This window comes from Ruegeria sp. CDSB117 (assembly GCF_059611005.1).
Window position 1 is genome coordinate 348,172 of record NZ_JBXWOS010000001.1, and the last position, 12,644, is coordinate 360,815.

General features: G+C 57.2%; 16 protein-coding genes and 1 pseudogene. 8 read left to right on the top strand and 9 right to left on the bottom strand.

The features are described 5' to 3' along the window. The first annotated feature begins 5 nt into the window (after window positions 1-5). Together kdsA and AC2FJC_RS01730 are read left to right on the top strand one after the other, a co-directional pair. Window positions 6-839: a 3-deoxy-8-phosphooctulonate synthase gene (gene kdsA / locus AC2FJC_RS01725; RefSeq protein ID WP_496738173.1), complete on the top strand. Its 834-nt coding sequence runs from the start codon at window positions 6-8 to the stop codon at window positions 837-839. Window positions 840-853: 14 nt separating this feature from the next. Further along, the gene (locus tag AC2FJC_RS01730; RefSeq protein ID WP_496738174.1) at window positions 854-2,350 is read left to right on the top strand and encodes a phosphomannomutase/phosphoglucomutase; all 1,497 of its coding nucleotides are present in this window, start codon (window positions 854-856) and stop codon (window positions 2,348-2,350) included. Window positions 2,351-2,406: 56 nt separating this feature from the next. On the opposite strand, the gene AC2FJC_RS01735 is transcribed toward AC2FJC_RS01730, so the two are convergent. After that, window positions 2,407-4,356: an AsmA family protein gene (locus AC2FJC_RS01735; protein ID WP_496738175.1), complete on the bottom strand. Its 1,950-nt coding sequence runs from the start codon at window positions 4,354-4,356 to the stop codon at window positions 2,407-2,409. Window positions 4,357-4,449: 93 nt separating this feature from the next. Between AC2FJC_RS01735 and rimO the strand changes: the two genes are divergently transcribed. Beyond that, window positions 4,450-5,844 carry a 30S ribosomal protein S12 methylthiotransferase RimO gene (gene rimO, locus AC2FJC_RS01740; protein ID WP_496724079.1) on the top strand — a complete coding sequence of 465 codons (1,395 nt, stop codon included), beginning with the start codon at window positions 4,450-4,452 and terminating at the stop codon, window positions 5,842-5,844. A 603-nt stretch (window positions 5,845-6,447) separates the two neighbouring features. Here rimO and AC2FJC_RS01745 read toward each other — a convergent pair. Continuing rightward, window positions 6,448-6,636, bottom strand: a complete 189-nt coding sequence (locus AC2FJC_RS01745) for a hypothetical protein (RefSeq protein WP_058275732.1) — start codon at window positions 6,634-6,636, stop codon at window positions 6,448-6,450. Window positions 6,637-6,850: 214 nt separating this feature from the next. On the opposite strand from AC2FJC_RS01745, the gene AC2FJC_RS01750 reads away from it, so the two are divergent. Then, complete coding sequence (locus AC2FJC_RS01750) at window positions 6,851-7,093, top strand: CDGSH iron-sulfur domain-containing protein (protein WP_496724077.1); 243 nt, start codon at window positions 6,851-6,853, stop codon at window positions 7,091-7,093. On the opposite strand, the gene AC2FJC_RS01755 is transcribed toward AC2FJC_RS01750, so the two are convergent. The 4 genes and pseudogenes from AC2FJC_RS01755 to AC2FJC_RS01770 form a co-directional block, all read right to left on the bottom strand. Next, window positions 7,094-7,354 carry a DUF6455 family protein gene (locus AC2FJC_RS01755; protein ID WP_496724075.1) on the bottom strand — a complete coding sequence of 87 codons (261 nt, stop codon included), beginning with the start codon at window positions 7,352-7,354 and terminating at the stop codon, window positions 7,094-7,096. A 55-nt stretch (window positions 7,355-7,409) separates the two neighbouring features. Then, complete coding sequence (locus tag AC2FJC_RS01760; protein WP_496724073.1) at window positions 7,410-7,685, bottom strand: DUF6455 family protein; 276 nt, start codon at window positions 7,683-7,685, stop codon at window positions 7,410-7,412. A 68-nt stretch (window positions 7,686-7,753) separates the two neighbouring features. Continuing rightward, window positions 7,754-8,122 (bottom strand): annotated as a pseudogene (locus tag AC2FJC_RS01765) (YigZ family protein). After that, window positions 8,119-8,826 (bottom strand): M48 family metallopeptidase, encoded by a 708-nt coding sequence (locus tag AC2FJC_RS01770; protein ID WP_496738176.1) that lies wholly within the window; start codon window positions 8,824-8,826, stop codon window positions 8,119-8,121. Before AC2FJC_RS01770 ends, AC2FJC_RS01765 begins: the two are co-directional and overlap by 4 nt. Before the next feature lie 122 nt (window positions 8,827-8,948). Here AC2FJC_RS01770 and AC2FJC_RS01775 point away from each other — a divergent pair, with 122 nt between their 5' ends. After that, window positions 8,949-9,197, top strand: a complete 249-nt coding sequence (locus AC2FJC_RS01775; protein ID WP_496738177.1) for a DUF8831 family protein — start codon at window positions 8,949-8,951, stop codon at window positions 9,195-9,197. Here AC2FJC_RS01775 and AC2FJC_RS01780 read toward each other — a convergent pair. After that, on the bottom strand, window positions 9,185-9,460 hold the full coding sequence (locus tag AC2FJC_RS01780) for a DUF167 domain-containing protein (protein ID WP_496738178.1): 276 nt from the start codon (window positions 9,458-9,460) through the stop codon (window positions 9,185-9,187). The two genes, AC2FJC_RS01775 and AC2FJC_RS01780, sit on opposite strands and share 13 nt — an antisense overlap. Window positions 9,461-9,598: 138 nt before the next feature. Here AC2FJC_RS01780 and AC2FJC_RS01785 point away from each other — a divergent pair, with 138 nt between their 5' ends. Then, window positions 9,599-10,177, top strand: coding sequence for a nitroreductase family protein (locus AC2FJC_RS01785; protein WP_496738179.1), 579 nt, complete (start codon window positions 9,599-9,601; stop codon window positions 10,175-10,177). After that, entirely contained in the window at window positions 10,174-10,872 is a 699-nt protein-coding gene (locus tag AC2FJC_RS01790; RefSeq protein WP_496738180.1) for an EI24 domain-containing protein, read from the top strand. Before AC2FJC_RS01785 ends, AC2FJC_RS01790 begins: the two co-directional genes overlap by 4 nt. Window positions 10,873-10,875: 3 nt before the next feature. Here AC2FJC_RS01790 and AC2FJC_RS01795 read toward each other — a convergent pair whose 3' ends face one another. Together AC2FJC_RS01795 and mce are read right to left on the bottom strand one after the other, a co-directional pair. Continuing rightward, the gene (locus tag AC2FJC_RS01795) at window positions 10,876-11,151 is read right to left on the bottom strand and encodes a DUF1467 family protein (RefSeq protein WP_113789877.1); all 276 of its coding nucleotides are present in this window, start codon (window positions 11,149-11,151) and stop codon (window positions 10,876-10,878) included. A 21-nt stretch (window positions 11,152-11,172) separates the two neighbouring features. Continuing rightward, a complete protein-coding gene (gene mce, locus AC2FJC_RS01800) occupies window positions 11,173-11,577 on the bottom strand; it encodes a methylmalonyl-CoA epimerase (protein WP_058275955.1) in 405 nt (134 codons plus the stop codon). A gap of 134 nt (window positions 11,578-11,711) precedes the next feature. Here mce and AC2FJC_RS01805 point away from each other — a divergent pair, with 134 nt between their 5' ends. After that, window positions 11,712-12,428, top strand: coding sequence for a response regulator (locus tag AC2FJC_RS01805; protein WP_108859308.1), 717 nt, complete (start codon window positions 11,712-11,714; stop codon window positions 12,426-12,428). Window positions 12,429-12,644: the final 216 nt, after the last annotated feature.

The window sequence follows — 12,644 nt, forward strand, 5'->3', positions numbered from 1 at the left end:
GACACATGAAACATGTAAAAATCTCCGACCTCACGGTCGGCAATGATCTGCCTCTGACGGTCATTGCCGGCCCCTGTCAGCTTGAAAGCGCGGATCATGCGCAGATGATCGCAGGCAAAATGAAAGAAGCCTGTGATGCCGCCGGTGCGCAGTACGTTTTTAAGGCCTCGTATGACAAGGCGAATCGCACCTCAATTTCAGGTGTCCGTGGACCCGGAATTGCCAAAGGTCTGGACATTCTGGATGATGTGAAAAAACAAATTGGGGTGCCTGTCCTGACTGACGTACATACGCCAGAGCAATGCGCAGACGCGGCCAACGTTTGTGATGTTTTGCAGATTCCCGCGTTATTGTGCCGTCAAACCGACCTGGTGTTGGCCGCAGCCCAAACAGGCGCGGCGATCAATGTCAAAAAAGGGCAATTTCTGGCACCATGGGATATGGCTAACATTGTCGCCAAGATCGAGAGTGTTGGTAACTCGAATATTCTGCTGACAGAACGTGGCACCTCGTTTGGGTACAACACGTTGGTGACAGATATGCGCTCGCTCCCGCAGATGGCGGCGACGGGCTATCCGGTTGTGATGGACGCAACCCACTCGGTTCAGCAGCCTGCAGGGCTTGGAGGTTCGACCGGTGGTCAGCGTGAATTTGCGCCGGTGATGGCACGCGCAGCTGCCGCCATCGGCGTCGGTGCTGTGTTTATTGAAACACACGAAGACCCGGACAAGTCTCCGTCAGACGGGCCTAACATGATCTATCTGGACCAAATGCCTCAATTGATTGACACTTTGATGCGCTTTGATGCATTGGCCAAAGCCAATCCTATACAGATTTGAGTAAGAGCAATAGCATGACCAAACCCATCCCCGAGGTGACCCCGAACACCTGGAGTTTTCTGCGCGATCCGATGATCAAGCCAACCGGCTTTCGCGAATATGACGCGCGCTGGAAATACCCGGAAGAGATCAACCTGCCCGGCATGACCGCGCTTGGCTTGGGTCTGGGCACACAGATGCGCAAGCGTGGGATCGAACCGGTGATTGCGGTGGGTAATGACTATCGCGACTACTCACTGGCGATCAAAAACGCGCTGATCCTGGGCCTGATGCAGGCGGGTATTCAGGTTAAAGATATTGGCCCTGCGCTTAGCCCGATGGCCTATTTCGCGCAATTCCATCTGGATGTGCCCGCCGTAGCCATGGTCACAGCCAGCCACAATCCGAACGGCTGGACAGGGGTGAAGATGGGCTTTGACCGCCCACTGACCCACGGCCCCGATGAGATGTCGGAATTGCGTGACATTGTCCTGAACGGCGAAGGCGTCACCCACGACGGTGGGTCCTACGAATTCGTCGAGGGCGTAAAAGAAGCCTATATCGACGATCTGGTCGGTGATTTCAAAATGTCCCGTCCCCTGAAAGTCGTATGCGCAACCGGAAACGGAACGGCTTCGGCCTTTGCGCCTGAGATTTTCGAGCGCATTGGCGTCGAAATGGTGCCCAGCCACACCCAATTGGATTACACTTTCCCCCACTATAACCCCAACCCCGAGGCTATGGAGATGTTGCACGACATGTCCGCCTCTGTGAAAGCCAGCGGTGCCGATCTGGCTCTGGGCTTTGACGGCGACGGCGATCGCTGCGGTGTTGTGGATGATGAGGGGGAAGAGATCTTCGCCGACAAGGTCGGTGTGATCATGGCCCGTGATCTGGCCAAATTGTATCCGAACTCGACCTTTGTGGCAGATGTGAAATCCACTGGTCTGTTTGACAGTGACCCCGAATTGCAGGCCCTTGGTGTCAAAGCGGATTACTGGAAAACCGGCCACAGCCACATGAAGCGTCGGGTCAAGGAGATCAACGCGCTCGCCGGTTTTGAAAAGTCTGGTCACTACTTTCTGGCTGAACCGATCGGGCGCGGCTACGACTGCGGGATGCGGGTTGCCGTTGAAATCTGCAAGTTGATGGATCGCAATCCTGACCAAAGCATGTCGGACCTGCGCAAGGCTCTGCCGAAAACCTGGTCGACGCCGACCATGTCGCCCTATGCGGCCGACACCGAGAAGTATGACATCCTTCAGCGGTTGGTCGACAAGCTGGTTGCCAAGGCAGATGCCGGAGATACCTTTGCCGGTCGCGCGATCAAAGAGGTCGTCACTGTCAATGGCGCTCGTGTCATTCTGGACAATGGCAGCTGGGGTCTGGTGCGCGCATCCTCGAACACTCCGAACCTTGTTGTGGTCTGCGAAAGCAGCCAGAGCGAGGACGAAATGCGCGCAATCTTTGCCGATATCGACGCGGTCATTCGCACCGAACCCGGTGTGGGCGACTACGATCAGACCATCTAAGCACTACTGCGTTTCGGGGCACCTTCTGCCCCGAAACCAATGTGTATTGGCGCGCTTTAGTTGCCGCCAAACAGCTTCAGCAGCCCCTTGTTCACCTCGTCTTCCAGTTTGTTCTTGATCGCGTCTTCGATCTGATCGCTGTCCGTAATCGTCGTATTCAGCTCGTCCCCGACCTTATCCAGAACTTTCTGCTTGGCCTCATCTTCAAGCTCTTTGGCCTTTCCTTCAGCAACAGCTTCGATGACTTTGGTTAGATCCGGCTTGATCGACGGGTCGCTCCACGGCCCGACAATTTTCACTGGTACCGCGATGCCGTTTCCCGAATTCGCGCGCAGCGCCACAGGCGTGAAAAGATAGTCGATATCGCGGTTGCCGATTCCGACCCGACCGGAACCGTCGGCCCGGAAGTTATCCAGCGACATCAACAGGTCGTTGTTCCACAACACCCCTTGATCCATGGTGAAGCTGGCAGACAAGCTGTTGAACACGGTTGTGCCGCGCTCGCCCCCGCTGCGGCCCATCAGGCGGTCCAGATCAAACCCCGAGATCACGCCCTTGCCCACGTCCACACGGCCCTTGCCGCTGAGTGAGCGCATGATCTGATCCTCGGTCTGTCCAACTCCCAGAAACTCAAACGACCCTGATCCGGTGCCGGACAACCGCTCGATCCCGCCAAGGGCGGACAGAGCTTGCTGTACGTCCATGCCACCCGCGGCCAGATTGCCGCCGACCGACAAACCGTTCCGATTGTTGGCAACCACTTGCCCGTTCAGATGCCCTGAAAACAATGTGGCTGGGCTCATCTGAAGTACCGCTCTGGATCGATCAAGGTTAAGCGTCAGATCGCTGGGACCCAGCGTTAGCCCCGGCACGGCAATCGAATTTGCCTTGAGCCGGATTTTGCCATTCGCCAAGGCCAGCGCAGACGCATCAATCGGGGTGGTCGACCACCCTTGGTCAGGTGACGGCGCCGACCCGCCGCTAGCGCCACCAGGCGTATCATTGAAATGAGTAAGATCCAGGTCACCGCCTTCCAGCCGCGCGGTAATCTGCGGCGGGTCCGAGATAACGATATCTGCCTCACCAGTCAGGCGATTATTATCCAGCAACGCCACCAAATTGCGCAGCGAAATCCGACCATCGCTGGTATAGGTCATTTGCCCGGCCACGTCGGCCTCGCGCCCCAGACCCAATGGCACCCCAACACCGGCCTGACCAAAAGCAGCCAGCATACGTTCCGTGTTCGTCGTTTTGGCCAGCATTCTGCCATCCATTTCACCAGCCAGATTGACCCGGCCTGCAAAACCGAACTCTCCGCCGGGCGCGGTCATGGTCAAATCCAGCGGCGTTACCGCGCCGGACGCGTAAGCTGGCAGATCTTGAATCTTGAGGTCGACATCGACCGCCCCCCCGGGCACAGCCATCTGAGCCTGAACCTGCAGAGGCGCTGAAACATCCGGCCAACTGGCCGCCAGATCGACATTGGTAAAATCGAATTTAGTTGCGCCGTTTTCGATATAGACCAAACGTGCATTCGTCAGCTTCAGATGATCCAGCGTCACCTCGCCCTGCTGCCCTTGCGGTGCCGCGCCGCTTGCAGTCCCCGCCGAGGCTGTGTTTGCGGGTGCCGAAAGTTCCCAATTCCCACGCCTATCCGAAAGTTCCAACCGCAGAACCGGATTATCGGCGATCACCCGTTTTATGCGCAGGTCCCCGGAGATCAGCGCGGCAGCATCAACCCCCACGGCCAGGCTTTCGGCGCTCAGCATTGGTTCAGGACCAGCCCATTGTGCATTTCCAAAAGTCACCGGACCGGTTTCCAGCCCCAGCACGGGCCAGAAAGACAGGTTCACATCGCCCGTAAGCTTCAGGTCACGCCCGGTCTGGGTGCGCACCTGCTCGGCCAATATGGTGGCCAGCTTGTCGCCGGGCATCAGCAGCAAGGCCCCGATGACCAAGCCAAAAACCGCCACCAACAGGAAAACTATGCGCAACAGCCACTTCATATTCTGCTCTCCGCCTTTTTCATGCGTTAAAAAGATCATCCAAAGCCTGCGCCGCATTTGCAAGGGGAAGCGTTCCCCACTATATGCCGCGCAATGACAACGAACCCGCCAAACCTCCGCCCCGACCTGGCGCCTGCCGCCCGGATGCCCGAGACGCCACGTTCGAACCAGCCAACAATTGGCATGGTTTCCTTGGGCTGCCCCAAGGCCCTGGTCGATAGTGAGCGCATTCTGACGCGCCTGCGTGCCGAAGGATACGGCATCTCGCCCGACTATTCAGGCGCGGATGCCGTGATCGTGAATACCTGCGGGTTTCTCGACAGTGCCAAGGCCGAGTCGCTGGACGCGATCGGCGAGGCGCTGGTCGAGAATGGCAAGGTCATCGTGACCGGCTGTCTGGGCGCGGAACCGGATTACATCCGCGAACATCACCCGCGCATCATGGCTGTTACCGGCCCGCATCAATACGAGCAGGTACTGGATGCGGTGCATTCGGCAGTGCCGCCCGATCCTGATCCGTTTGTGGACCTGCTGCCTGCTGCAAGCGTACAGTTGACCCCCCGCCATTACAGCTATCTCAAGATTTCCGAGGGCTGTAACCACAAATGCAAGTTCTGCATCATCCCTGACATGCGCGGCAAGCTCGCCAGCCGCCCGGCCCACGCGGTGCTGCGCGAAGCCGAAAAGCTGGTCGACAATGGCGTGCGTGAATTGCTGGTGATCTCGCAGGACACATCCGCCTATGGGTTGGACCGGAAGTATGACGTAAACCCGTGGAAGGACCGCGAGGTGCGCAGCCACATCACCGATCTGGCGCGTGAGCTGGGGCAATTGGATGCATGGGTTCGGCTCCACTATGTCTACCCCTACCCGCATGTGCGCGAGTTGATCCCCCTGATGGCCGACGCCGGATGCAACATCCTGCCCTATCTGGATATTCCGTTCCAGCATGCCCATCCAGACGTTCTGAAACGCATGGCGCGCCCGGCAGCGGCAGCCAAGACTTTGGATGAGATCGCCGCATGGCGCGCAACCTGCCCGGACATCACGCTACGGTCGACCTTTATCGTCGGTTATCCGGGCGAGACCGAGGCCGAGTTCCAGACCCTTCTGGATTGGATGGACGAGGCGCAACTGGATCGTGTTGGCTGCTTCCAATACGAAAACGTCGATGGCGCGCGATCAAACGACCTGCCGGATCACGTTCCAGCCGAGGTCAAACAAGAGCGTTGGGAACGCTTCATGGAAAAAGCGCAGGCCATCTCCGAGGCTAAGCTGGCCGCCAAGGTCGGCCAGACCATCGACGTGATCGTGGACGAGGTTGATGACGAAGCCGCCACGTGCCGCACCAAGGCGGACGCGCCCGAGATCGACGGGAACCTGTTCATCGATGAAGGTTTCGATGATCTGAAGCCTGGTGACATCCTATCGGTCGAGATCGATGAGGCCGGCGAATACGATTTATGGGGCAAACGCACCTGGCCCTAATATGCCCGTTCACCCCAGATGGGCAGAGCGTGATTTAAGTTTATTGGCTTGAGCCGGGATTTTCCCGGACCATAAATGGAAACCTCAACTTGCTGGAAGGAGGGTTTTCATGTCGTACCTTCGTGCAATCTCTTTCAATTGCATGGCCGCGATACTTGCATCCCAACTTTTTACTGGCCCGGCAACTGCAGGCAGCATCACCGTTGGAACGAGCGGCCAAGCTGTTGTTGGGTCAAAATCGCAACATGTTCATAACAGCAATAACATCCGCATTCACCGGCACTATTACTCTCCGAAAGTCTACACACCAAAAGTCTACCACGCAAAACCGACCCCTAAGAACGCGCCCTACGTTCAGCAAAAGCAAAAAAAGAAATCCTATCGCTACCTTTATGCACCACGGTACGAGTCAAGGCGTCAACACTATCACCGCAAGTCGTTTGGGCACGGATTTTGACGGCTGGGGAGGCGATGATTGCCCATTTTCGGCACATTCTGATCTGACCCGCGCCGGCCTAAAGCGGGCACAAAAAAACCGCCCAACAAGGGCGGTCGGATGCGTTGAGTAAGCGGGCGGCCAAAACAAGACCGCCCGCAGAATTCTTACTGAGCGACCGGGTTACAGATGGTCTGTCCCGCTTCGGTCGTGGCCAGCTCGGTTCCAGCCGGGCAGCTCGGTGTGCCGAACTTGTCGTATTCAGGCGTGATGTAAACCGGCGTCGGCTCTTCCTGCTGCGAGCATGCAGCCAGAACCAGGGCAATTGCGCTAACGGCAGCAAATTTAAGTTTCATGTCCGTCATTCCTCTAAAAATTTTCTCATATTGCCCTATTATCTGGGGCCAGTCTCAAAATACGACCTCGTTGATATTATTGCAACAAAATCAATCACAGTTTTGTGAGAACGGCAAAACCATGCTGCTTGCATAAAGAAACATAAGCGCTCTACACGCCCCCGCGATGGCCTTATAGTTGTTTCACGACATTAGCCAAAAGCGGAGCAGCCACATGTCAGATGAGCCGAAACCTGCCCAAAAAGCCCCCTACCCGGTCGAAGTGACCGAAGGGAAAACCTATTTCTGGTGTGCTTGCGGCAAGTCAGAGCGCCAGCCCTTCTGCGATGGTTCACACAAGGGAACCCAGTTTGAACCAGTGAAGTTTACTGCCGAGACCAGCAAGAAGGTGTTCTTTTGCGGGTGCAAACAAACGGCCAATCCGCCGCTGTGCGACGGTTCGCATTCCAAGCTCTGACTAAGTCTTCAAAGCGTTCAGCGTTTCTGCATTCACGCAGAATTCAGGGGCCGAATCGGCTTTGACCTGTTGTTTCGACAACCACAATTCGCATTGGTCGCTGCACCCAGACGCACGACAGCGCGTCACGATCTCCGCATAACCATTGGTGGTCAACCGCCCCTCGGCCATCGCTTCGGTCAACGAAACATCCATACATCTGGCTACCGACCGGGTTAGCCAAAAGTGTTTCTCCACGTCGCCCAGAGTATCTCGGGTCATTGGCAAGTCTGCCTTTTGTTTGCACAAACGCGGCGATGGCGCGGCATGATTTTTCTTATCCGTCGCGCTTGCTTTCCGACAGCGAAGTGAGGCGGTCAAACAGGGACGTGTTCCTGCAGTATTCCGGGGTTTTCTGGTCTTGGGCAGATTGTGCCAGAAATTGCGCGCAATGATCGGGGTTCGAACAATCTCTGCAACGCAGGACCGCATCAGAGATCTGGTCAATCGAGACGTCACCGCCTATGGCCGCATCTTCCAGATCGACCCCGACGTGGGTTGCCATCTGGTCGACCAGTTCCGCATGTCGTTTCAGAGTATTTTTGCCAAGCATTGCGCTGTCTCCTTGTCGCACAGTTCTGGCAGGATAGCGCAGCGGCCCGAACAGGCATTTGACTCAGGTCAAGACCCGGCACCGATATGGTCCAGATAGGCGCGGGTCGCATCCTGCACCCTGCGAAACCGGACACCGCCCAGTTTTTAGCCGCCGTACCAGCGGGTGACAATGATGACGTGGCCCTCCAGTCCGGCCCTTTCGAGCATGCGCAGGATAACCATTCCGGCACCGCTTTCTCCATCGTCAGCCTTGAGAGCCCCTGTCGGCAAGATCGCCGCCCAGGTATTGTGCGTCGCCTTGGCATAGGCTTTGTCGGATTTGAGATCTTGCAGCACGGCATCCACGTCCTCGCGCATTTGCACCGCAGCTCCCGACACCGCGTATTTTGACCCACGATCTGTCAGGATTACACCCAGCCTTGTTATTTGGGTCATTGCGTCAGCCCAAGTTTTCGGGCGGTGTTCTTAACCATCTGCACACGCTGCGCATTCGGCGGATGTGACGCCAGAAAACTGTCCTCCGGGTCCGGGATGCGGTCAAAGTACTTTGCGCCGATCAACGGGTTGTATCCGGCATTGTGGGTAATAATTGTGCCCAACTGGTCAGCCTCAAGCTCGAAGGCCTTGACGTTCAATTGAACACCCACTTCCGCCCCAATTTTCTGTGTTCGCTCCAGGTCTTCGCCCTCTTCTCCAAAGAGCTTGCCCAGATTGTTGAATATTGCAGCGCTTTCTTGCGCGTTTTTCGACTGGCGGGGGATATGGCGCAGAAGGTGATGGGCCGCTTCATGCCCAAGGACAAAAGCCAGTTCATTTGGGTTTTCTGCTGACTGAATCATGGAACGGGTCATAATGATCACCGGCTGGCCTCTGTTATCCAAGGTCTGAAACGCATTCGCTTCCGCCTGTGGATTGAGATCAACAAGAACCGTGAAATCGCAATTTTTGACTTTGGCCCGCTTCAGACACTCAGCCCGGGCTTCTTTGCCGATAGAGCGGCTGACATCCCGAACCGCGGCCGCCTCTACCTGGTACTCGCCCAAGGTCCCCGACCATTGGGTCGCGGGTTGCAATCGCATCTCGCCAGCACTACAGGCCGCCAGAAAAAGAGGAAGAAACAAACAGATCAGACGATACATTCATAATCCTTTGAAACGGTCGGCCCGTTTTCACGACCATAGCGCGGAGCTGCGCCAATCACCACAGCCCGATTGGTAAGGTACGGGTTGCATTGCACTCGGCTGACCTGCACTCTGCTTTCATGTTTTCGATTGAGCATGAATTCGACTCGACAGTCATTACTCTGGTGGACGAAGGCCCAAAGCCTTTGCAAGAGGATGTCGTCATCAACAGCTTCGCCGAATGTGTGACGCTTGAACAATTGGACCCGCGCACGGATCAGATTCAGAGGATCACGTTGTCCCCTGAACAGGTGCGCGATCTGGCGGCGGCTTTGGACTTGCCGGAAGGCGTGTACCAAGTCCGGGAAACACCGGATCAGGGTGAATAGACAAACACCTTGTCGCGCGACGTCTGCCCCCGCTTTAGGATCAGAGTGGACGGTGCCACCCCCAAGGCCACGGCCAATATGTTGCGCACCGCCTCGTTTGCCTTGCCGTTTTCGGGCGGCGCGGTGACGGTGATGCGAATGTTTCCCTGATCGGTTATAATCCCGTCTTTCGCAGCTTTCGGCGTGACCCGGACCTCGATCCCTTCATCGGGTACGGCGCGCGCGCGCAGATCCGGTACATTTCGCAGCTTTGGTTTGGCCATCTTCCCTCTCTTCTTCTTGAACACCCTTGCACGAACGCTCAGGGAGTGAAATTGATCTCCTGCATCCAGCCACTTGCCCTTGAAACCCGCCAGATGTTCAACCACATACACAACCGCCTATGTAAAGGAAGTTAACATATGTCCTTGAAGAATCCGGCCGCCCTGGAGTTTCTGCAATCGCGCCGGTCGCGCCCTGCAAAAACGCTGGTTGAACCCGCCCCGACGCGGGACCAGCTGTTGCCCCTGCTGACCGCCGCCGCACGCAGCCCGGATCATGGCAAGCTGGAACCCTGGCGTTTTATCGTGCTTGAGAAAGGTGCCATGCCGCGCCTGGCGCAGCTGACCGAAGACTGCGGTGCTACCCTTGGTAAAACTGCTGAGGATATCGCCAAGGCCCGCAGTCAGTTTGACATGGGCCATCTGGCGGTCGCCGTGATCGAGGTTCAAAAACCCTCCGCGAAAATCCCGGTGATTGAACAAACCTATTCCGCCGGCGCAGTGTGCCTGGCTTTGCTGAACGCGGCGCTTGCTGCGGGTTGGGGCGCGAACTGGCTGTCCGGTTGGCAGACCCACAACCGGGACTTTTGCAAAAAGGCGTTCGGGCTACAAGATAATGAGCGCGTCGCGGGTCTGGTCCATATCGCGACCGAGGGCAAAGCACCGCCCGAAAGACCCCGCCCTGACGTGGATGGGTTGACGCAGTGGGTTTCGGAATGACCATTCTCAACGCCTTTTTTGCAGCGCTGGGACAGATCGGCGACCCAAAGCTCCGGGCTGTCCTGTTGCGCGGCGTTGGTCTGACGATTGTTTTGCTGATCGCTGCATGTGCTTTGGCGATCTGGCTGATCAACCGGCTGTCGGGGAACGAGATCTCTCTGCCCTTTATCGGTGCCGTGCCGTGGCTGAACGACGTGCTGAATTATTCCGGCATCTTTGTCGTCCTGATCCTGCCCGTATTTCTGATGGTCCCGGTGGCCTCGGCGATTACGTCGATGTTTCTGGAAGACGTCGCGCAAGCGGTCGAAGACAAGCATTACCCGTCTTTGCCAGCTGTACCCGGCATTCCGTTCAGCGAAAGCCTGCGCGACGGGCTGAGCTTCATGGGAGTTCTGATCGTTGCCAACCTGCTGGCCCTGATTCTCTATGCAATCTTTACCCCGCTCGCTCCCTTCATCTTCTGGGGCATGAACGGTTTCTTGTTGGGGCGGGAGTACTTTACGCTGGCGGCCATGCGCAGGTTGGGTCGCGAAGGTGCACGTAAGCTGCGCGCCAAACACGCAACGACCATCTGGATGGCAGGCATTTTGATGGCGATCCCGCTATCCGTGCCCCTGGTGAACCTTGTGATCCCAATCCTAGGGGTCGCAACGTTCACCCATATCTACCACAAGCTATCAGGGTCTATGGCTTAAAGATCAGCGCTGCGGCTCCAGCTGGTTCAGCCAGTCAAAGTCGCGCACGGAAATCACGCCGGACAGGATGATGCCTGCGATAATGGCCCAGAGCACCACCGTGATACCGGTGGTGATCCACATCTTTTTCTTCAGGTGATGCTCTTCAGGTGCGCCCGCGTGGGTGCCCGGAACGATGTCACCCAGATCGCCCTGCGTCTTGATACGGATTGGCAGCACTACCAGCAAGGTCATGAACCAGATCACAGCGAACAGAACGGCCGCACCAGTAATCGACATCTTATCCCCTCCGGGGTTAGGTTACACCTGTTCCAGCTCGACCAGGCAGCCGTTAAAATCTTTGGGGTGCAGGAACAGCACCGGTTTACCATGCGCACCGATCTTGGGCTCACCCGAACCCAGCACGCGCGCGCCGGTTTCCTTCAGGTGATCGCGGGCAGCGATGATATCCTCGACCTCATAGCAGACATGGTGGATGCCGCCAGCGGGGTTTTTTTCCAGAAACCCGTTGATCGGGCTGTCATCGCCCATCGGATAGAGCAGTTCGATCTTGGTATTGGGCAATTCGATGAACACAACTGTCACGCCGTGATCCGGCTCATCCTGCGGCGCGCCGACCTTCGCGCCCAGCGCGTTGCGATACTGCTCAGAGGCAGCCTCAAGATCGGGTACGGCAATGGCTACGTGGTTCAGTCGACCAATCATGGAACTCTCCTCTGTTCTGCGTTGCAGCGGTTATGGGGGCTGATTGAACAAAGAACAAGTGCGCCAAATTGCCGTTAACGCCCTGTTAGCCAGAAGTTCCTAGCGTGAGGTATCTGCTGATTAGGAGTTCCGCCATGGACGATTCGAGCCCCTTCGCCTCTCCCGCGCAGCCGACGGCCACGCGGCCCCTGCTGGGACAAACTATTCTGGTTGTGGAAGACAGCCGCTATGCCTGCGACGCCATCCGCTTGATGTGCCTGCACAGCGGCGCGCGCATCAGGCGGGCGGATTGCCTGCAATCGGCACGGCGTCACCTGCAGATCTACCGCCCCTCTGTCATCATTGTGGACATGGGGCTGCCGGACGGGTCCGGCGCGGATCTGATCGCCGATCTGTCTGAGGCTGCGCCCCGTATTGGGGCCATTCTTGGCATGTCCGGGGATGACCACATGAAACGCACCGCAATGCGGGCCGGTGCCGACGGTTTTCTGGAAAAACCCCTCAAATCGCTGGCCTATTTCCAGACATCCGTTCTGGAACGTTTGCCCGAAGATCGCCGCCCCAGCAGCCTGCATGCCGTCCGGGATGAAATCATTAACGCCGATCCGTTGGCCTATCAGGATGACATGGCCCATATCGCCGACATTCTGGCTGGTCCGAATGATCAGCGCACGCTGGATTACGCGGCACAGTTTCTGCGCGGGGTCGCCCGCGATGCCGACGATACAGTTCTGGCAGAAGCGGCGCAGCGGCTGGCCGAGTCCCGGGCAGACGGGACCCCAGTAACGGCCGTCGCCGCTCAGGTCGCCGGGATTGTGCAGACCCGTTTGGAACAACGTGAGGCGATTTGAGATGATGACCGCTTACTTCATAACCGCAACGATCCTGTGCCTTTGGGTCTACTGGCAAACCCGCGCTACCGCCCGTGATATTCGCTCCAGCCGGAAGTCATTTAAGGACCCATGGGAATAGGTCGCCAACAAACGGGCTATGCAGACCTGTGACCAAGCTATGAATACCGGTCCATAGCCATGACCTTTGTACAAGCGCAAACCATGAGAAAACCC

Coding starts and splice junctions, on each gene's coding strand:
- kdsA (WP_496738173.1), top strand. CDS start 6: ATGAAACATGTAAAAATCTCCGACCTCACGGTCGGCAATGATCTGCCT.
- AC2FJC_RS01730 (WP_496738174.1), top strand. CDS start 854: ATGACCAAACCCATCCCCGAGGTGACCCCGAACACCTGGAGTTTTCTG.
- AC2FJC_RS01735 (WP_496738175.1), bottom strand. CDS start 4,356: ATGAAGTGGCTGTTGCGCATAGTTTTCCTGTTGGTGGCGGTTTTTGGC.
- rimO (WP_496724079.1), top strand. CDS start 4,450: ATGACAACGAACCCGCCAAACCTCCGCCCCGACCTGGCGCCTGCCGCC.
- AC2FJC_RS01745 (WP_058275732.1), bottom strand. CDS start 6,636: ATGAAACTTAAATTTGCTGCCGTTAGCGCAATTGCCCTGGTTCTGGCT.
- AC2FJC_RS01750 (WP_496724077.1), top strand. CDS start 6,851: ATGTCAGATGAGCCGAAACCTGCCCAAAAAGCCCCCTACCCGGTCGAA.
- AC2FJC_RS01755 (WP_496724075.1), bottom strand. CDS start 7,354: ATGACCCGAGATACTCTGGGCGACGTGGAGAAACACTTTTGGCTAACC.
- AC2FJC_RS01760 (WP_496724073.1), bottom strand. CDS start 7,685: ATGCTTGGCAAAAATACTCTGAAACGACATGCGGAACTGGTCGACCAG.
- AC2FJC_RS01770 (WP_496738176.1), bottom strand. CDS start 8,826: ATGTATCGTCTGATCTGTTTGTTTCTTCCTCTTTTTCTGGCGGCCTGT.
- AC2FJC_RS01775 (WP_496738177.1), top strand. CDS start 8,949: ATGTTTTCGATTGAGCATGAATTCGACTCGACAGTCATTACTCTGGTG.
- AC2FJC_RS01780 (WP_496738178.1), bottom strand. CDS start 9,460: ATGGCCAAACCAAAGCTGCGAAATGTACCGGATCTGCGCGCGCGCGCC.
- AC2FJC_RS01785 (WP_496738179.1), top strand. CDS start 9,599: ATGTCCTTGAAGAATCCGGCCGCCCTGGAGTTTCTGCAATCGCGCCGG.
- AC2FJC_RS01790 (WP_496738180.1), top strand. CDS start 10,174: ATGACCATTCTCAACGCCTTTTTTGCAGCGCTGGGACAGATCGGCGAC.
- AC2FJC_RS01795 (WP_113789877.1), bottom strand. CDS start 11,151: ATGTCGATTACTGGTGCGGCCGTTCTGTTCGCTGTGATCTGGTTCATG.
- mce (WP_058275955.1), bottom strand. CDS start 11,577: ATGATTGGTCGACTGAACCACGTAGCCATTGCCGTACCCGATCTTGAG.
- AC2FJC_RS01805 (WP_108859308.1), top strand. CDS start 11,712: ATGGACGATTCGAGCCCCTTCGCCTCTCCCGCGCAGCCGACGGCCACG.